General features: G+C 49.8%; 19 protein-coding genes. 11 read left to right on the top strand and 8 right to left on the bottom strand.

Annotated features, from left to right (window positions below):
* Positions 1–35: 35 nt before the first annotated feature.
* Entirely contained in the window at positions 36–833 is a 798-nt protein-coding gene (locus tag BZG14_RS07895) for a MetQ/NlpA family ABC transporter substrate-binding protein (protein ID WP_077486153.1), read from the bottom strand.
* Between the two features lie 155 nt (positions 834–988).
* On the opposite strand from BZG14_RS07895, the gene BZG14_RS07890 reads away from it, so the two are divergent.
* The 4 genes from BZG14_RS07890 (at position 989) to sstT (ending at position 4,449) form a co-directional block, all read left to right on the top strand.
* Positions 989–1,558, top strand: coding sequence for an LON peptidase substrate-binding domain-containing protein (locus BZG14_RS07890; RefSeq protein WP_077486154.1), 570 nt, complete (start codon positions 989–991; stop codon positions 1,556–1,558).
* Between the two features lie 63 nt (positions 1,559–1,621).
* Positions 1,622–2,254 (top strand): sigma-70 family RNA polymerase sigma factor, encoded by a 633-nt coding sequence (locus tag BZG14_RS07885; RefSeq protein WP_069362720.1) that lies wholly within the window; start codon positions 1,622–1,624, stop codon positions 2,252–2,254.
* Positions 2,251–2,925 carry a ChrR family anti-sigma-E factor gene (locus BZG14_RS07880; RefSeq protein WP_069362719.1) on the top strand — a complete coding sequence of 225 codons (675 nt, stop codon included), beginning with the start codon at positions 2,251–2,253 and terminating at the stop codon, positions 2,923–2,925. The genes BZG14_RS07885 and BZG14_RS07880 overlap by 4 nt, the downstream gene beginning before the upstream one ends.
* A 306-nt stretch (positions 2,926–3,231) precedes the next feature.
* The gene (gene sstT / locus BZG14_RS07875; RefSeq protein WP_069362718.1) at positions 3,232–4,449 is read left to right on the top strand and encodes a serine/threonine transporter SstT; all 1,218 of its coding nucleotides are present in this window, start codon (positions 3,232–3,234) and stop codon (positions 4,447–4,449) included.
* Between the two features lie 138 nt (positions 4,450–4,587).
* Here the strand turns inward: sstT and mlc are convergent, their stop codons facing one another.
* Positions 4,588–5,802, bottom strand: coding sequence for a sugar metabolism global transcriptional regulator Mlc (gene mlc, locus BZG14_RS07870; protein WP_077608445.1), 1,215 nt, complete (start codon positions 5,800–5,802; stop codon positions 4,588–4,590).
* Between the two features lie 264 nt (positions 5,803–6,066).
* Between mlc and queE the strand changes: the two genes are divergently transcribed.
* Positions 6,067–6,732, top strand: coding sequence for a 7-carboxy-7-deazaguanine synthase QueE (gene queE / locus BZG14_RS07865; RefSeq protein ID WP_077486157.1), 666 nt, complete (start codon positions 6,067–6,069; stop codon positions 6,730–6,732).
* 167 nt (positions 6,733–6,899) lie between these two features.
* Here queE and queD read toward each other — a convergent pair whose 3' ends face one another.
* Complete coding sequence (gene queD / locus BZG14_RS07860; RefSeq protein ID WP_077486158.1) at positions 6,900–7,262, bottom strand: 6-carboxytetrahydropterin synthase QueD; 363 nt, start codon at positions 7,260–7,262, stop codon at positions 6,900–6,902.
* A gap of 264 nt (positions 7,263–7,526) precedes the next feature.
* Between queD and BZG14_RS07855 the strand changes: the two genes are divergently transcribed.
* The 4 genes from BZG14_RS07855 to BZG14_RS07840 all read left to right on the top strand — a co-directional run bounded on the left by BZG14_RS07855 (position 7,527) and on the right by BZG14_RS07840 (position 13,755).
* The gene (locus BZG14_RS07855) at positions 7,527–9,146 is read left to right on the top strand and encodes a methyl-accepting chemotaxis protein (RefSeq protein WP_077608444.1); all 1,620 of its coding nucleotides are present in this window, start codon (positions 7,527–7,529) and stop codon (positions 9,144–9,146) included.
* Positions 9,147–9,249: 103 nt separating this feature from the next.
* A complete protein-coding gene (asnS, locus tag BZG14_RS07850; RefSeq protein WP_069362713.1) occupies positions 9,250–10,650 on the top strand; it encodes an asparagine--tRNA ligase in 1,401 nt (466 codons plus the stop codon).
* A gap of 192 nt (positions 10,651–10,842) precedes the next feature.
* A complete protein-coding gene (locus BZG14_RS07845; protein ID WP_077486160.1) occupies positions 10,843–12,036 on the top strand; it encodes an amino acid aminotransferase in 1,194 nt (397 codons plus the stop codon).
* A 165-nt stretch (positions 12,037–12,201) separates the two neighbouring features.
* Positions 12,202–13,755, top strand: a complete 1,554-nt coding sequence (locus BZG14_RS07840; RefSeq protein ID WP_077608443.1) for a methyl-accepting chemotaxis protein — start codon at positions 12,202–12,204, stop codon at positions 13,753–13,755.
* Positions 13,756–13,837: 82 nt separating this feature from the next.
* Here BZG14_RS07840 and folE read toward each other — a convergent pair whose 3' ends face one another.
* Positions 13,838–14,494, bottom strand: coding sequence for a GTP cyclohydrolase I FolE (folE, locus tag BZG14_RS07835; protein ID WP_077458941.1), 657 nt, complete (start codon positions 14,492–14,494; stop codon positions 13,838–13,840).
* Positions 14,495–15,063: 569 nt separating this feature from the next.
* Here folE and BZG14_RS07830 point away from each other — a divergent pair.
* Entirely contained in the window at positions 15,064–15,564 is a 501-nt protein-coding gene (locus tag BZG14_RS07830) for an META domain-containing protein (RefSeq protein ID WP_077608442.1), read from the top strand.
* A gap of 63 nt (positions 15,565–15,627) precedes the next feature.
* Here the strand turns inward: BZG14_RS07830 and BZG14_RS07825 are convergent, their stop codons facing one another.
* From BZG14_RS07825 to BZG14_RS07815, 3 genes are all read right to left on the bottom strand, one after another.
* Positions 15,628–17,244, bottom strand: coding sequence for a CHASE domain-containing protein (locus BZG14_RS07825; RefSeq protein ID WP_077608441.1), 1,617 nt, complete (start codon positions 17,242–17,244; stop codon positions 15,628–15,630).
* Between the two features lie 191 nt (positions 17,245–17,435).
* Positions 17,436–17,630: a DUF4250 domain-containing protein gene (locus BZG14_RS07820; RefSeq protein WP_077608440.1), complete on the bottom strand. Its 195-nt coding sequence runs from the start codon at positions 17,628–17,630 to the stop codon at positions 17,436–17,438.
* Between the two features lie 61 nt (positions 17,631–17,691).
* Positions 17,692–18,363, bottom strand: coding sequence for a hypothetical protein (locus BZG14_RS07815; RefSeq protein ID WP_077608439.1), 672 nt, complete (start codon positions 18,361–18,363; stop codon positions 17,692–17,694).
* A gap of 146 nt (positions 18,364–18,509) precedes the next feature.
* On the opposite strand from BZG14_RS07815, the gene BZG14_RS07810 reads away from it, so the two are divergent.
* Positions 18,510–19,817 carry a GGDEF domain-containing protein gene (locus tag BZG14_RS07810; RefSeq protein ID WP_077458938.1) on the top strand — a complete coding sequence of 436 codons (1,308 nt, stop codon included), beginning with the start codon at positions 18,510–18,512 and terminating at the stop codon, positions 19,815–19,817.
* A gap of 117 nt (positions 19,818–19,934) precedes the next feature.
* On the opposite strand, the gene BZG14_RS07805 is transcribed toward BZG14_RS07810, so the two are convergent.
* A complete protein-coding gene (locus BZG14_RS07805; RefSeq protein WP_077608438.1) occupies positions 19,935–21,152 on the bottom strand; it encodes an MFS transporter in 1,218 nt (405 codons plus the stop codon).
* Between the last annotated feature and the right edge of the window lie 65 nt (positions 21,153–21,217).

Genomic DNA, 21,217 nt, shown 5'->3' with positions numbered 1-21,217 from the left:
CATTGCACTGACCGATTATATGGGGTGACGGTGATTTAGAATGCTGGCTCTATGGTGCCATTGAAGGTGTCTTGCAAAAATTGACGTGTTTTGTCGGACTGGAATAACGCGAGTAATCGCTGATACGTCGGGTTATCTTGGTCGTCTTTGCGCGCGGCCACTACCATCACCGCGAGAGGCGCATTTTTGGATTCCAAGAAAATGCCCTGCTCGCTCGGATCAAGCCCTGATGACATCACATAGTTCATAGTGATCGCCGCGGCATCGACATCTTGTAAGCTGCGCGGCAGTTGTGCGGCCTCGACTTCAACAAATTCGAGCTGTTTAGGGTTGGATTGAACGTCCTGAAGCGTGGCTTTAAAGCCAACATTGTCAGCCAAAGTAATCAAACCTGCGTCTTCCAGCAATAACAGCGCGCGACCGGCATTAGTGGGATCATTGGGGATCGCAATTTGTGCGCCATTTGCTAACGCCTCAATATTGTCGACTTTGTCAGAATAAACCCCCATCCGCATTAAGATCGAACGACCAACCGATACTAACTCGCTATCGTGGTTTTGGTTAAAATTATCAAGAAACGGCTGATGCTGATAACTGTTTAAATCCAAGCTGCCATCCGCTAAGCCTGCATTAGGCGAGATATAGTCGGAGAACTCCACGACCTCAACATCAATCCCCTCCTCTTTCGCTTGCTTAGCCACCGACTCAACCACTTGCGCGTGGGGACCTACCGTCGCGCCAATTTTAATCGTTTCATTCTCCTCAGCGCATCCTGAGAGCAATACCGCGACGAGCAGTGACGCGAGACTGACACCAAGTTGTTTTATCTTCATTCCCTTTACCTTTCTTATTGGCCGTTTAGACATCCAGAATGCCACAGCAGCAATCAATGTCAATATGATTAGCGCCATCCAAAGCCTATCTTGATCGCATGCGCCCCACGACGCGTAGTGGGGAGCATGTTGAATCAATAGAAGGAGGCATCAGTATGACTAAGCTGTTTCCTTTGCCCCTGTTTTTGCTACCGGGTGGCAGGGCAAAACTGCGCATTTTTGAACCCCGCTATTTACGCCTCGTCCGAGAGTGCTCTGCAAACCAAGAGGGGTTCGTGCTGGCAATGATGCAGGGAAAACGCCTGTACAAATACGGCACACTGGTCGACATTGTCGATTTTGAAACACTCCCTGACGGCTTATTGGGGATTACGATCGCCGGCCGTCAACGTGTGGAAATTCTATCGACCGATCAAGACGCCGATAAGTTGTGGGTGGGTGACATACGGGCTCTCAATGATTGGCCTCATGATGAGTATTTGGATGATGACCAAGCCGACGATAAAGCGCATATTGCAGCCGGGCTAAAACATGTCTTTGCGGCCCATCCTGAGCACGCAGAGCAATATGAGGCGGCCCCTTTCGACGACTTAACTTGGAGCTGTCAGCGTTGGCTGGAGATATTGCCGCTTTCTAATGCGCAAAAACAATGGTTTATAGCGCAAGAATCGGCAGAAGAAGCGAAACAATTCATCAGTCAGCTTCTTGAAGAGGAAGTCGAGTGATCCAATCACTGCTACTCACGTACTGGTAGCCAAATGGACGGCTACGACAGATAGGACTCAACTATGACTGCGCCACAAACCATGTATACTGAGACCACCATTTCCAGACGGGACACGCGTGCCAACATGACTGACGTGACGAAGGAAGAGTTGTCTGCATTATTATTAAAAGTCTCGGAGAAGCGCGACCGCGCCGCTTTTGAACGTCTTTTCCGGTTTTTTGGTCCCAAGATCCGCTCGTACGGTGCCAAGCACCTTCGCGCTGACGGCCAGGCGATGGAATTGGTACAAGAAACCATGTTAGTGGTGTGGCGCAAAGCCCACTTGTATAACTCGGACAAAGGCGCAGCGACCACGTGGGTGTTCACCATTATGCGTAATATTAGCTTTGATATGTTGCGTAAGGTGCAATCGAACCGGGAAGACAATTTCAGTGATGATATTTGGCCCGTGCTCGAATCCGGCCAGCAGGACAATGAATCGGATGCGGGTGCGCAATATATGATGGATCAAGAGTTGCTGTCGTTCATTGATGAGTTACCCGACGTGCAACAACAAGTGGTAAGAGGCGTTTATCTGAAACAGCTTACCCATCAAGAGTTGTCAGAACAGTTGAACGTGCCGCTGGGCACCGTAAAATCCCGATTGCGTTTAGGTCTGGAAAAGCTCCGCAATCACCTGGAGGTAAAACAATGATTAAATATCACCCATCGACCGATTTACTCGATGCGTTTGCAGCTGGCAAACTGCCCACCTCGATGGCGATTGCGTTGTCAGCGCATGTTGAGCTTTGCCAGGAATGCCAAGCATATGTCGCCGCTGCAGAAGCTTCGCTTGCACAGACCGTGTTCGACGAGGAAGAAACGGCCGCTACTGATTGGGATTATGCGGCTGAAGACGAAATGCTTGCTGCCATTTTCGAAGATACGGCCGCCAATGATGGTGCCGTCGATGCACAGGCGCCCGTCCGTGCAACACAAATAAGTGTCAGTGACAAAACCTACACACTGCCACGCGCGCTACAACGCTTTAGTGATTCCAACTGGTCATCATTTGGCAAAGTGCAGCGCGCTCGATTGAACCTTGATGAAGGAGCGACACGTGCCAGTTTCCTTCATATTGATGAAGGCGGCTCGGTGCCAGCGCACACCCACAAAGGTTATGAATTAACACTGCTGCTTGACGGTACCTTCGAAGATGAAAGCGGTGAATACGTCCCGGGCGATTTTATCTTGCTCGATAGTCGTCATCACCATACGCCATTCACCCAACAAGGCTGCCTATGCTACACGGTTGCGAATGCGCCGCTCTATTTCACTAAAGGCGTAAGCAAACTACTCAATACCGTGGGACATGCGATTTACTAAAAATTTCTGTGTTAGTTGTTATCCTTCTGGCGGCTGCGAAGCCGCCTTTTTTTATGCTAAAGAGGCAACAGAATGCATGCATTTACTCGGCGAAGCTCCCCGTTATCATCATTAATCTCGCAGCGATAACAGAATAATTACACCTGGTAAACCTTTACTTAATGACAACTCTCCGCCCCAGCCCTACATAACTAGTGCAAAGTAGTAATTTTCTCTTTACATCAGGTGAATCAAACTGGTTTAATTCGTCACTTCTAACGATTCATTAACAGCCATTGATAATAAACACAGTGAAGTGAGAGTCACATGAGTCAAACACAACTCGCCAGTGTCAGCCGAGGCAACTCGTTGGTACTTCAAATCCTTGTCGGTATTCTTGCCGGCGGTGTCCTTGCATACCTGTCTCCTGAGTGGGCAGCGAATGCAGGACTGTTCGGACAACTCTTCGTCAGCGCGTTGAAAGCCGTCGCCCCCATTTTGGTCTTCGTTTTAGTGGCAGCTTCCATTGCTAACCAAAAGCAAGGACAGCGCGCCAACATGCGTCCCATTATTGGTCTATATCTTGTCGGTACGCTGGCTGCCTCACTGACGGCAGTCACCATGAGTTTCTTATTCCCAACAACCTTGGAATTTGCCACCACAGATGCCAGCATCACCCCACCAGAAGGGATTGGCCAGGTATTGAGCACCTTGCTTTTCAATATCGTGGACAATCCAGTCAGTGCATTGATGAACGGTAACTACATCGGGATCCTCGCTTGGGCGATCGGTTTGGGGATTGCTTTGCACCACGCATCAAATGAAACCAAGCGCGTATTTTCCGACGTGTCAGAAGGCGTGTCGATGATCGTGCGCTTTGTGATCCGTTTTGCGCCTTTGGGTATCTTCGGTTTGGTCGCCAGCACACTGGCTAAAAGTGGCTTTGATGCCCTAGCAGGTTATATGCACCTTCTCGGTGTGCTATTGGGTAGCATGTTCACCATCGCATTGGTGGTTAACCCAGCGATTGTGTACTTCAAAACAGGTCAAAACCCCTACCCACTGGTTTTAAAATGCCTACGTGAAAGTGGCATAACCGCCTTCTTTACCCGTAGTTCAGCCGCTAACATCCCGGTGAATATGCAACTGTGCCGCCGTCTTGAGTTGGATGAAGACACGTACTCGGTTTCGATTCCACTGGGTGCAACCATTAACATGGGCGGTGCGGCGATCACCATTACCGTATTGACGCTGGCAGCAGTTCACACTTTGGGTATTGAGGTGGATATCGCCACCGCGGTGCTACTGAGTATTGTCGCGGCAGTATCAGCCTGTGGTGCATCTGGTGTGGCCGGCGGCTCATTGCTGTTGATCCCACTGGCCTGTAACTTGTTCGGGATCCCACAAGAGATTGCCATGCAGGTGGTAGGGATTGGCTTTACCATTGGCGTCTTGCAAGATTCCGCGGAAACCGGCCTCAACAGCTCAACCGATGTGGTATTTACCGCAGCCGCTTGCATGGCTGAAGAAAGAAAAAATAGTTAACGTCGCTATTTAAAGAAACACTTTCACAAAAGCAGGTGCGAATCACCTGCTTTTTTTATCTCTGATAGACAGGACAAAGCCATCATTCAGGTTAGTTTTTCAGCGTTGCCAGGCGTCATAGCACTGAAACGACGACCCCTATCCTTCCAGCACTTTCATCAGCAAATTGCCATCGTACATGGCTTGTTTGACCATCGCTGCGCCAGGCATGGTGGCTTGGGTATAAAAATAGCTCTCTTCCAACACCAGGTGCTTACTATATAACGGGATGGTTTGGGTCTTTAAACACTCCATAATCGCGGGATAAAGCACGCTCTTGGCACGATTAAACTCTCCGCCAAAGAGTATTTTTTCTGGATTGAATAAATTCACTACAATCGCGATAGCCGTACCCAGGTGATGCCCCAACTCAGTGATCACCTGATGCGCGAGCCCATCGCCTGCCACCGCCGCGTCGCAAATGCCGTCTATGGTTAATGGTTGACACTGTAACTGGCTCGCGTGCCCCTCATCCAGTAGCGTCTGTACCTGTTCATACACGGCAGAGAGACTGGCGACCGTCTCAAGGCAACCATAGTTACCGCAAAAACAGCGTTTGCCGAAAGGCTTAATCTGGATGTGGCCCAACTCGCCCACATTGCCAATACGCCCTTGAAGGACTTTACCCTCGAGTATGATGCCGGCACCGACCCCATTATGAACAGCCACCAACACTGCACTATCGGATTCTTTCGCGTTGCCAAATAACTTCTCTGCCAACGCCCACGAGCGCGTATCGTTACCGACAAATACTGGCAGCCCCGTCTCACGGTGTAACACTGGCCCCAGCGGCATATGATCAACCTCAAAGTACGGCATCTGGATCACTGTGCCTTGCGCGCTGTTCACCAATCCAGGGAGCGAGACCGCAATACTGGTCACGCGATCGACCGTCTCTTGGTGGCGTGAGAAAAAGGCTTTTACGTATTCAACCACCGTGGAAAGCAAGGCATCCTGCGCCATGACATCAATTTCATGGCGTTCTTGAATAAGGATTTCACTACTCAGTGAGTGCAGTGCCATGGTGAGATAACCACGCCCTAGTCGCATGGATAAGAATTGCCAGCCCTCATTGTCCAGCACCAAGCCGACAGCGGGCCGGCCACGCATGCTGGTACCCTGTATTTGTGTTTCTTTGACCAAGTGCGCGTCCATCAACTCTCGAACAATTTTGGTAATACTGGCGGGTGCTAATTGACTGCGTTTCGACAGTTCGATCCGAGAAATCGGGGCAAAACGGTCGATTAAATTATAAATCGTGCCCGCATTTTTACGCTTAATGTGGTCGATATGTCCCGGCTGCCCAATAATCATGCCTTGTCCTATAACTGCTTGGCTATGGTGATACCCCTGATATCACCTATCTCCGTGAATTTTTTTACTTCGCGAACTAATTGTGAAGCAGCAAGCTGCTACCCCGTGATGTGGGTCACTTTAGATCGATGAAATCGCGTACAAACTCACAAAACCCGCTTAAACAGTAACGCTGTTCAAAGGCTAATCACGCGTGAAAAAACAAGATCTCAGCCGTATTCATTGGCATAATGTGGCGCTTTACATCGACCGCTACCAACCATCATGTACCGAGTTAACGAAATATTTGAAACCATTCAGGGCGAAGGCACGTTTACAGGGGTTCCCTCTGTCTTTGTTCGCTTGCAAGGTTGTCCTGTCGGTTGCGCCTGGTGCGATACCAAGCAAACTTGGGAAACCGATGAAAAAGATCGGAAAGACAAGATTTTCATCATTGATAAGTCTGAAGACTCTCCCGCTTGGTGCTGGCTCAGCGCTGATGCGATTACCGCCGACATTCTAAGCCGCTATCACGCGCGTCATATTGTGATTACCGGTGGTGAGCCTTGCCTTTACGATTTAAAACCGTTAACCCATGCGCTAGAAGCCGCTGGCTGCCAATGCCAAATAGAAACGAGTGGTACTTATCCGATTGAAGCGTCGGCTAATACCTGGGTCACTGTGTCTCCGAAAATCAATATGCGAGGGAAGTTGCCAGTGCTGAAAGAGGCAATGGCGCGGGCAAATGAAGTGAAACACCCGGTCGGAACAGAGAAAGATATTGATCAGCTTGATGCGCTACTCACCACCTGCCCGCCGCCTGATACGGCGACCATTGCGTTACAGCCCGTGAGTCAAAAAACGCGCGCGACCCAGCTGTGCATTGATACCTGCATTCAGCGAGGCTGGCGGCTATCGATACAAACACATAAGTATCTGGCGATTGCCTGAGCATCGATGGTAAACACCCCTCTCATCATGACCGCACACCGGACGCGCTATACGGCGTTCTAGCGCGACCAAGGTGCCGCACGCTAACCAAGTATCACACTTGATATGGAGAGCAACGGCCTAGGTCGCCGCCGCTCAGATCCGTGACTCGTGCAACGCCACGCGCCTTAGTCACCGTAATAGGTACAGCCGGCTGTGCAGGTCTCTTTGACCATGACTTTACTGAGTAACGGTAAATCTGGCTTAACCTGTTGCCAAATCCACTTTGCGAGTACTTCGCTGGTCGGATTCTCCAGCCCTTCAATCTCATTGAGATAATAATGGTCAAGGCGGTTATAGATAGGCTTAAACGCCGCTTTGATTTCCGCAAAATCAATTACCCAGCCTGTGTGAGGATCCACCTCACCTTCTACATACAAACGCACGATAAAAGAGTGTCCATGTAGACGACCACACTTGTGTCCCTCAGGGACATTAGGAAGGTGGTGTGCCGCTTCAAAGGTGAACTCTTTAAACAACTCGGTGGTCATTTTATCTCTTCCAACAACAATACGAGGCCGCATGCTACTCAAATTAGCCGGATGACTCAATCGCATTTACTCGCCAAAATGTTATCCCAGCTTTTAGGGCATCAACAGCTCTCAACCGCCGGCATGTCTTATTTTTAGGACTAATTACGTCGATGAAATCACACATTTTATATGGGAACGCCCCCACTCGCGCACTCTAGGTTTAACATAGTGACTACAAGCTATAATTGATAAATCTATAAATTAATAGAAAATGGTTGACTCATGCGCATGACCCTTGCGAGCAAAATCCTTCTTGCTCTTTTTCTTGTTTTCGCTCTGGTGCTCGTCACGTCTTTGGCCTACCAATCTCATCAGCAAAAAGCACTGATGACATCGATTGTTAGTCAGCAAACGCTCGATAAAGCCTCTAACTATTTTGATAGCCTTAACATGTTGATGTTGACGGGCACCATCAGCCAACGAAATACCTTACGCGAAAAAATGCTTTCTCATGAAGGCATTGAAGAGGCACGTGTCATTCGCGCAGAGGCGATCACCCGCTTTTTCGGTCCAGGCAACCCTGAACAAGCCCCAAAAGATGACATTGACCAACGTGCGCTTGACGGTGAGACCATTGTCGAAACCTTTAACTCTGGATCCGGTGAGGGGCTGGTCGTGGCACTGCCGATGAAAGCCAGCAGTGATTATCGCGGCACCAACTGCCTGCAATGCCATGTTGCCGAAGAAGGAACAGTGCTAGGGGTGATTCGCCTGGAATACGACCTCGAGCCGCTTTACGGCACCATTGATAAAGAAATGCTTATTACTGCCGGGATCATGGGCAGTATTGCCGTGTTGGGTTTTCTGATCTCATTAACTGTGATCCGCCGTTGGGTGGTGTCTCCGCTGAAGCGGGTCTCTGCGTTTATGAAACGTACCAGCCATGATAAGAATCTGGCCGAGCGTCTCAACGATACCCGTGGCGATGAAATTGGTGAGCTATGTGATAGTTGTGACCAGCTACTTGATAACTTCTCTGCCAGCTTGCAACAAGTTCAACGCACCTCTGAAACGCTGTCAGCCGAGGCCATGAACTTGATTCGTGTGTCCAGCCATACTGATCAGTTAGCCGATAGCCAACGTCATGAAACCAATGATATGTCATCGGCGATCGATAATGTTCAACAGCATCAGCATGATATTCAAAACCGCACCCAAGAGGCGGCGCAACTGAGTGAGTCAGCCGCCACCAGTGCCAATCAAGGCAGTGACCTTGCCAATGTTGCCGCCAATGATATTCGCAAATTAGTCGAAGATATTAGCCAGGTACGCAGCCAAATTTTGGATGTAAACCAACAAAGCCAGCAAGTGACCACCATTTTAGGCGTGATTCGTGAAATTGCCGAACAAACCAACTTGCTCGCGTTAAATGCGGCAATCGAAGCGGCACGTGCTGGCGAACAAGGCCGCGGTTTTGCGGTCGTCGCCGAAGAAGTGCGTAACCTTGCTAGCCGCAGTCATGATGCCACTGGAGAAATCCAGACTATTATCGAGAACCTGTGTGCAGGTAGCGAAGCCTCGGCACAAGCAGTGGAAGCGACCAGTGACAGTGCTAATCAGCGCGGCGAAACTGTCATGGCGCTCTCTGAGGCGCTAGGCAACATCGCCGATCAAGTCACTACGGTGAATAACAACGCGGACGACATTAGCCAGCAAAGCGAGCACCAAGCGCAAATGACCGATGCCCTCCTCTCTCAAGTGGGCCGAATCCAAAGCCACGCGAATGACACCGCCAGCAATGCGAATGAAGTCAAAGCGATTAGCGCGAATCTTGAGCAACTGGTTGAGCAGTTAGAAGGATTAATTGGCCAATTTAAGCTCTCAGACTCGCCTAAGTCTTGAAGCTATACAGGATACAGGTAAACTTGCTAGCCTAACTTGCAAAATCAATGATGCGGTCATCACTGAATGGCCGTATTACCCTAAACGGAGATAGAAGCGAATTATGACATACGCGCCTGTAGTAGACGTCCTGCGCGGCAAGGCGGCAGTCGACACTGAAGTGACTGTGCGTGGATGGGTCCGGTCACGCCGAGATTCCAAAGCCGGTATTTCTTTCCTTGCCATTTACGATGGTTCTTGTTTTGACCCTATTCAGGCCGTGGTCCCTAATGAGCTGGATAATTATCAGCAAGACGTTCTTCGCTTGACCGCTGGTTGCTCGGTCGAAGTCACGGGTAACGTGGTCGAGTCACCAGGAAAAGGCCAAGCCTATGAGCTGCAAGCCACAGCCGTGAAAGTCGTCGGTTGGGTAGACGACCCTGATACCTATCCGATGGCGAAAACACGTCATTCTATCGAATACTTGCGTGAAGTGGCTCATTTGCGCCCACGCTCAAACGTGATTGGTGCGGTGGCGCGCGTTCGCCACACCTTGTCACAAGCGATCCATCGCTTTTTCCATGAGCAAGGCTACTACTGGATGTCTGCGCCGTTGATCACCGCCTCAGACTGTGAAGGTGCTGGCGAGATGTTCCGCGTCTCTAGCTTGGACTTGGCGAATGTGCCGAAAACCGAACAAGGCGACGTCGACTTTGACCAAGACTTTTTCGGCAAAGAAGCCTTCTTGACCGTATCCGGCCAGCTAAACGCCGAAACCTATGCCTGTGCGTTGAGCAAAGTCTACACCTTCGGCCCAACCTTCCGTGCTGAAAACTCAAACACCAGCCGTCACTTGGCGGAGTTTTGGATGGTCGAGCCGGAAGTGGCGTTTGCTGATCTGGATGATTCAGCGGCCCTCGCAGAAGCTATGCTCAAGTACGTGTTCAAAGCGGTGCTTGAAGAGCGCCAAGACGACATGAAATTCTTTGAGCAACGCATCAACAAAGACGTACTCACACGTCTAGAAAAGTTTGTGAATGCAGATTTTGCCCAGGTGGATTACACCGATGCGGTCACCATCTTGCAAAACAGCGGCCAAACTTTTGAGTTCCCAGTAGAATGGGGAATCGATTTAGCCTCTGAGCACGAGCGCTATCTTGCAGAAGAGCACTTTAATGCCCCGGTGGTCGTTAAAAACTACCCGAAAGACATTAAAGCCTTCTACATGCGCATGAACGATGACGGCAAAACCGTTGCCGCGATGGACGTGCTAGCACCAGGCATTGGCGAAATTATCGGTGGTTCTCAGCGTGAAGAGCGTCTTGACGTGCTTGACCAACGCCTAGAAGAAATGGGTCTTGAGAAAGAAGATTTCTGGTGGTACCGCGATCTTCGTCGCTACGGCACTGTCCCTCATTCAGGCTTTGGATTGGGCTTTGAGCGTCTCGTTTCCTACGTGACAGGAATGAGCAATATTCGCGATGTGATCCCGTTCCCTCGCTCACCACGCAATGCCAACTTCTAAATAAACTCGCGATTCAAAAGGCTGCATATTGCAGCCTTTTTCTTGTGTTTTGACTACGTAAGTCGCGCTTTTACAGCATAAACCGATACCGAACGCACAACTGGCCGCTTGTCCTCCGGTTTCTATTGTTCTCGACAAGTGTTATAAAAAAGCCAGTTTGACTTTCATTCATCATAACCATGGACGACACCAATGTTTGAGAAAATCTCTGCCGCTCCCGCTGATCCTATTCTAGGACTGACTGAAGAATATAAAGCTGACCCACGTGAAGACAAAATCAATCTCGGGGTGGGCGTCTACAAAAACGAGCACGGTGAGACACCGGTACTCCCTTCTGTTAAAAAAGCCGAAGCACTACTTCTCGACAGAGAAAACACCAAGTCTTACTTAAGCATTCCCGGCACGGCCGAATATGGCCTCGCAGTGCAACAACTGCTGTTTGGTGAGCAAGCTGACGTGATCAACGACAAACGCGCACATACCGCACACTCTCCAGGTGGCACCGGCGCGCTTCGCTTGGCTGGTGAGTTTATTAAACGTCATCTTGGCGAGGTGACAGTGTGGATCAGCAATCCAACCTGGGCCAACCACAAAGGCGTTTTTACGGCTGCTGGCCTTCCTCTTGCTGAGTACAGCTATTATGACGCGGCCAAGAATGATAAAGATTTCGAGGCAATGGTCGCTGATCTCGAGCAGGCAAACGCGGGTGATGTTGTGTTGCTCCACGGTTGCTGCCATAACCCGACTGGCATCGATCCTACCGAGCAAGAGTGGCAAGCCCTCGCTGAGCTATGTCAGCGTAAAGGCCTATTGCCGATGTTCGACTTTGCCTATCAAGGTTTCGCCACTGGTGTCGAAGAAGATGCCGCCGGCTTACGCATTTTTACCAAGGTGTGTCCCGAGCTGCTTATCGCCAGTTCGTTCTCGAAAAACTTTGGCTTGTATAACGAACGAGTAGGTGCATTCACGCTCGTTGGCCGTAACCAAGAAGAAGCCACCAAGGCCTTTAGTCAGGTGAAAACCATCGCTCGCGTTATCTACTCTAATCCACCTGCTCATGGTGCCGCCGTCGTCACCACCATCTTGAATGACGCGACGCTCAAAGCGCAGTGGTTGCAAGAGCTGGCGGACATGCGCGATCGCATCAAAACCATGCGTACCGAGTTTGTCAAAACATTGAAAGCGCAAGGCGTGTCACGTGACTTTAGCTTTATCGAGCAGCAAAACGGCATGTTCTCGTTCTCTGGGCTCAATAAAGACCAAGTCAATGCATTAAAAGCTGATCATGGCGTGTATATCGTCGGCTCAGGCCGTTTAAATGTGGCAGGCATGACGCACACTAACATGGTGCCACTTTGCACTGCCATCGCAAAGGTTTTAGACTAGGCACCGCTGTCTTAAAACTGAAACAAAGGGCCGCAAGGCCCTTTTTTTTATGGGCCACGCCCAGAAAGAAACAATTTATTAACACAATTATTAATAAAAATCTCCAGCCACTACACTAATACCAATAAGGCTTTTAATTGACTGTGACCAAAAAAGATAAAGACTATGAGCAATAATGAAGTTGTATTTGGTGACGATGAGCGCCTCGTCTCGACCACTGATAAGCGCGGGGTGATTACCTACTGTAATCCTGAGTTTATTCGCATCGCTGGCTACGATGAAGAAGAACTCACAGGTGCGCCTCACAATATTATTCGTCACGCCGATATGCCCAAAGCGGCATTTGCAGATATGTGGCGCGCCTTAAAAGCCAACCAACCTTGGCGCGGCATAGTTAAAAACCGTTGTAAAAACGGCGATTACTATTGGGTAGACGCCTATGTCACTCCCATTTATGAGCACGGCCAAGTCACTGGCTATCAGTCCGTCAGGGTGAAGCCTGATCCGGCCGTCAAACATCGCGCCGCACAAGCTTACCAAGCTCTGTGCCGGGCCGAGAAAAATGGTAAATCCATGAAGCAGTTATCGGTTGCCGATATTCCTGCGGCGTTGAAGTACACATTCATGGGGTTGGGATTGGTCGCCGCCCCTGTGTCGCTTATTTTCGATAACGCCATATCGGGCTGGGATATTGCAGGTGCCATTGCGATGCCTTTAGTGCTCGGTACCCTCTTTCGTGATGAGCTGTTCACCTTGCCTACTCTCGCGCGTGGCATACAGGACAATTACGACAGTATCAGCCGTTATATCTACTCGGGGACCGGGCTTAGCTCTGTGGTTGATTATAAAGTGAAAATGCTCAACGCCCGCATTCGCACCATTCTTGGGCGCATGCTCGATGCCTCACTGTCACTGAATCAATTTTCAGATGAGTTGAGCGCATTATCAACACGCGTGTCCGATGCCATCAACAAACAAAGCCATCAGATTTCCTCGATTGCCGGTAACATTGATCATGCCTCTGAATCGGCGAACAAGGTATCTGATAACGCCCAGCAAAGTGTTGAGCGACTGCAATCAGTCCAGCAGCAAAGCAAAGAAACCGAGGCCTTGTTACAACAAACGGGCGAGCAGCTAAAAACGCTCTCTCAACAATCGGAAAATTCGCTCACCGCGACGCAACAGCTGTCTGCCACCGCCGAGCGTGTGACCGAGTCAATGAGTGAGATCAGTGGCATTGCCGAGCAGACGAATTTGCTAGCGCTGAATGCGGCAATTGAAGCGGCACGCGCCGGAGAACAGGGCCGAGGCTTTGCGGTTGTTGCCGATGAAGTGCGGGCGCTTTCCAGTCGGACGCAAACGGCCACAGAGCAAATTCAGTCATCGATTCAAGAAATGCACGACACCATTTCGCATTGGCAAACCCAAATTCACGAAAGCCACGAACAAACGCAAGCGTGTGTTGATACCACCGATCACAGTATTGCGAGCCTACACTCGGTCAGAAATGCCATCGCAGATGTGGTGGGCCGTACGAATGAAACGCATCACTCTGCCCAAGCGCAATTAGAGAGCTTCACAGCCATTAGCCAAGAGATCCATGATATCGAATCGGTTTCTCAGCAAAACCTCAACGAGGTTAACGACGTTTCCGAGGCAAGTAGCCAGCTGCGAGATAAAGTGCGCCAGTTCCACGATATTGCTCGGCAATTTGAGTAAACGGCCAGCGTCTCCACGTTAGCTGTACTAAAAAAGCCCCAATCTGTTTCCAGATCGGGGCTTTTTATCTCTATGTTGGCTGTTATTGAATGCCGTGCAAAAACTCAGCCCGTGTTGCGGCGTTCTTTTTGAACAACCCACCCAGTGCGGTGGTGGTTGTCTCACTGTTGGCATCCATCACACCGCGAGATTTGACGCAATAATGCGTCGCTTCGATACGTACCGCTACATCCTCGGTTTCTAGTAATGTTTGCAATGCCACCAGTACCTGGCGGGTCAGTCGCTCTTGCACTTGTGGCCGTTGGGAGAAGAAACGTACGATCCGGTTGATCTTCGACAGGCCAAGTACCTTATTATCGGGGAGATACGCCACCGTCGCTCGGCCATCAATGGTGACCAAATGGTGCTCACAGGTGCTGGTGACCGAGATGTCTTTGACGCGCACCATCTCATCGCAACCCATCTTGTTATCAATCATGGTGACTTTGGGAAATTGCGAATAATCCAAGCCTGAGAAAATCTCATCAACATACATCTTGGCAATGCGAGCCGGTGTCTCGGCCAAGCTATCATCGGTGAGGTCTAAATCGATCGACTGCAGGATTTCACGCATGTGAAACTCAATTTTTTCTTTTCGTTCTTCAGAAGACATCGCGGATTTAGCCGTCATTGGGGTTTCAATACCGCGAGCAATCAACGCTTCCTGAACTTTTTTTGCAGCATCGCTCAATGCCATGATGGATTCCTTTTTGGGTCTGCCTAGCCGTTCTTTTACTTACACACTGTGGCCAGTGTCGGATCAGTGCTGTCACTAAATAGAAGCATAACGTTAATATCTAAAAAATACACCTCGTGGATGCTGTGGTTTTACTGTCTGGCGTCTAAGTGGACAAGTGCGCGGGCGAAATTGTCAAGGAAAGTGAACACATTCGCTAAAAAAGTCATATCATTACCTGTCGCGGATCACCTCTCGATGGTGTCGCTTTTTTTCTTATCCCATTCTATCAGTGAAACTCAATTGTCATTTTTTCTTGATAATCTATCCCTATAACTTGCCTCAGTCTTGGGATCGCAGGCGAGCCATAATCAGACAGACAAAAATGTGGCTGTTATGCGCCAGCGATAAAACGAGATTTCAATAATAATAAGACACGCGATGGTATATCTTGCCCCCTCTACCGGGGGCTTTTTTTATCGCCTAGCAAAAAAGACACTGGCTTGACATAAACTCACACTTTTATTGGCATACTTGTTACTAACTTGGCTACGCTTGAATTGAAACCCACTGTTAGTGACTAAGGAGTCATTATGAAAAAACACGTGTTGATGGCAGTCATGCTCGCTGCCGGGGTGACCGCTTGTAGTAACGGTCAGTATGCCGGAGGCGATAATGGCAGCGTGACAAGCTCTGGTGTTGCACAGCAATGGCAACTGACCATGGTCGATGAACAAGCTATCAGTGCGGAAGGAACCCCAACGCTTACCATTAATAAGGATATGGGCGTAAGCGGCTTTAGTGGCTGCAATCGCTATTTTGGTAACGCTGAACTGAAGAGTCATCGCTTTAAAGTGGCGCCAATGGCAAGTACCAAAATGGCTTGCTCATCGAGTGCGATGGAGCTCGAACAAACCATGAGTCAGGTGCTAAGCCAATGGAGTGAGGCAACCATGCGAGGTAACAGTCTCATGCTTAGCAACGAGGCCCATACCTTAGTGTTCACCGCGGTTAACACACAAAAACCAGACGACGATCCCTTGCTCAAAAGCCCGGCCGTTAGCGACCGTTTCAATAAGGGTGAAGAGTACTAACGCCGAATCAGTGTATAAAAACTTAACAGACGTAAGAGCGGTGCATGCGTACCGCTCTGATTTTTATGGATCAATGCTTTTGTTATCCTGAACGGGCGCGCTGATTTCCATCCAGTGCCACCCAGTATCATTATCCGCTTTTGCACGGGTCAAGCCAATTTCCCCATACGCATGTAATCGCGAAGCCGTCATCTCTTTTTGATCGCTAACCGTTACCCCGCCAACAAACACCCTGACACGATCTTCCGGCTCTCCTTCAAACGCCACCTGTAATCGGTTAACGGCCGCGACACATTCTTCCGCCAACCGCTCTGCGCCCTCCGTCCGCGGTAAAATGGCCACAAACTGGCTACCGGTAAACCGACACACCAGATCACCAGGCCGCTTTAGCATCTCATCCAGTACTTGTGCAATTTGTCGAATCAATTGATCTCCGGCCATTCGGCCATATTGTTTGTTGTAATTAGAAAGATGTTGAACCTCTACCACCATCAGGCTCAGCGACGTATCATCGCGAAGCGCACGTTGTATTTCACGCTCTAGCTCTTGCTCAAACTGGGTACGGTTGTATAGTCCGGTAAGGCCATCACACTTAGTCATTGATTCGAGTCGACTATTGGCTTCTTTCAATGCGTGCGTTTTTTGATCAACTTGTACCTGAACACTGTAGGCGCGAGACTGCAGGCGATAAAGCAGGTAGCAAATGAGCAAAAATATGCCACTGCCAATGAGAAACGTCCAAAGCGGCACCCAACTTTGTCTTGCCTGCATATACCTAACGGTCGGGTAGCCAATCAGCTCCCATTCGCGTCCCGCAAAGAAGATAGGATTCGCGGGCTGTTGCGCGAGTGAATCTTTCATCTGTGCTAATTCTACTCGCTGCGTATGAAGCACTTGGCGATGATTCGGATCGGTGGAATCAATCAAGGTATAATTAATCCCGTCATTAATGACCGTATCTATCGCCAAGTTGACCAAGGTATTGACATCAATCACCGCCACCAGAAAGCCGCGCAAATCTCGCGTGTCTTCCCCACCTAACTGTTCTGGATCCAATAAAATCGGCATGATCAATAAAAAGCCGCGCACATTGCCGTAGGCGCGCTCAATAGTGGTCGCTGGCGTGGCGACAGGAACGCCGGTATTAAAACTGGTTTTGAGGGCCTGACGAGTCACCGGCGTGGAGCCAAGATCGAAACCGATCACCGCGGCCTCATTATTCTCACCGGAGGTGAACCTGAGCGGGAAGTACATATCACGCCGTTGCGCGGGTATCAGTTGGTTGTTTTCATCCAACTCGACAATATTAAACTGTGAAGACGTGGCACCTCTTTCTTCCATTCCTTGAACGTAATGGCGGCGCTGGTGGTGCATCACAATGTCCACCCACTCTATCGATTTAAAGCTGGGGTGGCGTGTCAGTACACCGGACGTGAGCGGTTGAAAATTACGCGCATCTAATCGATGCCCCGCGTCAAAATGATTCTTGACGGCATAGAGCAATTCAAGGCCAAGATTCACCTCTCGCGCTAACGCCATTGCGGCGTTGTTCACGTCTTTATGCAGCTCTTTGCGAATCGCCTCTTGCTCTTTTTGATACAGCAAGTGAGCGGTTAAGGCTGCAAACCCCACGCCAATCAGTGCGGTTAATACAATTACGCTCCATGCTCGTCGCGGCATCAGGGTCGTCCTTATAGCGTGTATTCCACGTGATAAAACAGAGAGTTCACTGACTCTCTCCCTTAATAAGCGTAGTGGGCAGAACAATAAACGATCAAATTTTTAACAAAACAACGGGGTCTGTCTACGAAGGGATGAAAGAAGAGTTAGAGTGCGACTCACCGTCTATGCAGTGAGCCGCAGGTTAGACGCTATTTAAGCCTTAATTGATTGGTAAGCGGGTCGTACTCACAACCAATATCATCAAACTTATTTTGCAATTGATCGTGCTCGAGATCTAAATGCGCCATCAGTGCTTCTAAGCTATCACACTCAAGACGCAGTCTTTCATTGACAATGCCATAGAAGATAGCACCATCTAATCGGCTGATGTTGTGGATATCCATACCCTCTCCTTGCACTGAAGACCGCACCTTGAGTATAGATCCGAGGCGAAAAAGTGCCTAATTAAGCCATGACGAGTCGCGTCAGACTGATATTCGCCAATAGCATAAATCCAAAGCCCACGCTCACGCGCCAAAACACAGGCGATGTTTGCTTCAGTAGGTGCCAAATCTGTGCCGCCACCCCGAGCAAACCTAGGCCGGCACCCGCCATGATGGCGTTGATGTCAGTTGTTGCCGATGGGCTGAGTGCAGACAACAGCGCGGCCAATACCATCACCCCCATAAAGGCCACTACACTGATTAGAGGGAGCAAACGATCAAAAGCTTGCAGTCGCGAGCGCGCACGCACTAACAAACTGTGGCCAAGGCTCGACCCGAGAATCACCAGTTGCAAGGCTCCCATCATTAACATTCCGCCACCGTGCGCGGCGAGTATGACAATCCATGCAACAAAACCCAATAAATTTGCGACATGAAGCAAAGGAATGGGACCGGAGTGACGCGTTTTACCCGTTTTTGATCGAAACGCAAAAATCCCTAACAACAAAAAGGGTAAACTGGCGAACAACGTAAATGGAACTAATATCAACCACGCAAAAACAGGCACCCAGAAAGCGTGATGGAACCGACCCCGTTGGCCTGGGCATATTTCCCCTTTTAATAACGCCAGCGAGAGCACCAGCTGTGCCCCTAGAACTGCCGAGGCAACCGCAGGAGCGAGTAACGTATACATAATGAAGAGCACCTTACGTATCTCAATAAAAAATGGTCAATTATTCGTTTTATTGCATTAAAAAGTTGGCTAGATCACATTGAATGCAAGAAACACAGTCAAAATAAACAACAAACTGGCATGTTTACACGCTTATACCAACCTTTATGACAGAAAAAAATAACATGACCGCGCAGCATGATAGTACCAAAGCGGCGGATGCAACTGGAACCTTTGCACAGGCGGGAACCACAATGGGTGCAATGATGAGTGAAACCTTAGGCCATATTGTCTACAAGCTGCAAATATCATTCCTTGAGCTGTGGAGTGCTAAAAAGCACGCAAACAGCTTTAATAATACACGCAGCACCTATCTGCGCAGCAGATTGTGCGTGTTGTGTTACGTATGGGCCGCCCTGACTATTGCGTGGTCACCCGCTGATTTTTTATTTCTCGCTGACAAAATGGCCGCGGCGCAGCTCTCGCTACAACGCCTTTTGTTAGCGGGTATGCTGATTACCATTGGTTACGCGGTCAATCGCGCTAATAATCTCAAATCAGCAAAACTTGGCTTGATCGCCATGGTGCTCGCTACCAACGCCTTTTATTTTTCTGCCAGCCACACTTTAGGCTTTCCCACTGACAACGCGGCATTCTCTTACAGCTACACCTTGCTGCCCATTATTCAGATTGTCATGCTGACCATCTTCCCGCTCACGATGCGGGAAAGCCTACTCTTGATGTCGATAACCCTGATTTGCCACTTATGGGTTGATTCGTTCAGTGCCACCATGACCAGCCCAGACAATATCGCTTCGTATTGGCTACAAACCGTCATTGCCTTCATGGTGGTATGGTCACAGCTTTCTCAACTCCACATGATTTTGCGCCTATACCGGCAAGCGACGCTCGACCCGTTAACAGGCATTTATAATCGCCGGATGCTATTACAGCTGGCTATGCGCGCGCTGGCCGTGAGTGAAGAAAGGCACTCGCCATTCTCCGTCTTACTGCTCGATTTAGATAAGTTCAAGCGGATTAATGACAAGTGGGGGCACTACGCGGGCGATGTGGTATTGCAATCATTTACCCGCACCGTACAGGAGCGTTTGAGAAAAGCCGATATTTTCGGTCGATTCGGTGGCGAGGAATTTATTGTCTTCCTACCTAAATGTAATGGTGAGGTCACCGCGCAAATCGCCGAACGTTTGCTGGGGGAAATTCGAGAAATGGATGTCTATATTGATGAAAGCCATACCCCGTTGAAAGTCACTGCGTCGATAGGCCTCTCCACGCTGCAACCGGGCGACACGCTTTCATCCTTGATAGAGCGCGCCGACAGTGCTCTCTACCAAGCAAAAGCCGAAGGGAGAGACTGTATACGTACCTATCAGCCAGGCAAACAGACGGGATTTGACGCCAGAAACTCTGTCAGCCGTGACAATATCGACATGCCGACCGAAACATCGCTGTAGCGAAGCGATCGGTCGCAAAGGAGCCAATATTGGCTGCCAAGAGGCAACGCAGTCATCGCAATCCGCTCTCTGAGAAGGGCGTCGGACGACGCCCTGTTCGCTGCATCGAGTTAAAGCTCAGGGTGCCACAACACGCGCATGGCGCTGGCTTTCTCGACGACGGCGCATAACACGGGAAAGGCCAAATACCAGTCCCAATAAAACCGTGATAAGCACTAAGGCCGCAATCACCACACCTGGCCATGCATAGTGTTGCCAAGCCGCGATAAGATAAAACCCACCAAGGCTGCCACCAACATAATAATGCACTAAATACAAAGCCGTTGCCGTTGCTTTACCCTGTGCGGCTTGGCGACTGACCCACCCATAAGCGAGTGAGTGAGTAAAGAACGCGCCACCACTCACAATCAATAGCCCCACCACCATCCAAAGCACCTGACTGCTCAAGGTCACTAACACCCCCAGCATAGCGACACAAGTACCAAAAGCCATGCCTTTGATGGCGCCGAAGTGCAGCACCCAACGCCCACTCAAACGCGATGTCACTGTACCGGCGAGGTAACAAACAAACACTGAAGACACGAGACTGACGGGTAACTGGTAAGGCGCAGCCACCAAACGAAACGCTATCACCGAAAACAAATTCACGAATAACGCAAAGTTCACCCCACCTATCAGCATCGCCAGCCACAACTTGGGTGTGCGAAGATGCGTGAGCACCCCGCGAGAATGGACAAGTAAAGAGGTATTACCAGGCGAAAAATAACGCTGACGCGGTAAAAGTTTACTCACGATGGCCACGCCTACCAAGGAGAAAACGGTCATCGCCATCACCGCGCCATGCCATCCCCACCAATCTGTCATCATCCCACCGAACACACGACCCGAGATCCCGCCTAGAGAGTTCGCACTGATATAGCTGCCCACGGCAATCGCGAGCGCCTCCGGTGAGAACTCTTCCGCCATATACGCCACGGCGACCGCGGCAAACCCACCCAGGGCAATACCAACCAACGCGCGTAAACCGACGATGATCCAAAAAGAAGAACTGGTGGCGATAATAAGGCCAATCACAGGAAGCATCCAAAGGCTTACCAGCATCACGGGGCGCCGACCGACTCGCTCCGACAGCACGGCCCAAGGCACCAGTGAAAAAGAAAGGCCCAACGTGGTAGCCGCAAGTAGCCAATTCGCCCGTGTTTCGCTGATCCCATCAGTCGCGGCAAAGACAGGTAGCATAGGTTGAAACAGATAAAGATTACAAAAAATCAAAAAGGAGCCGAATGCGAGTGCAAACGCGGTCAATCGATAACGTGGTGAGCCAAGCTCTATCATGAAAACCTCACCGTCAGGCTAAGATGTGATCATGCTAACAACGGCCCTATGATTAATAAAATATA

Origin of the sequence: Salinivibrio sp. IB282 (assembly GCF_001995685.1) — a bacterium.
In the GTDB taxonomy this organism is placed as follows: Bacteria; Pseudomonadota; Gammaproteobacteria; order Enterobacterales; family Vibrionaceae; genus Salinivibrio; species Salinivibrio kushneri.
This window is presented reverse-complemented; position numbering and strand designations above follow the sequence as displayed.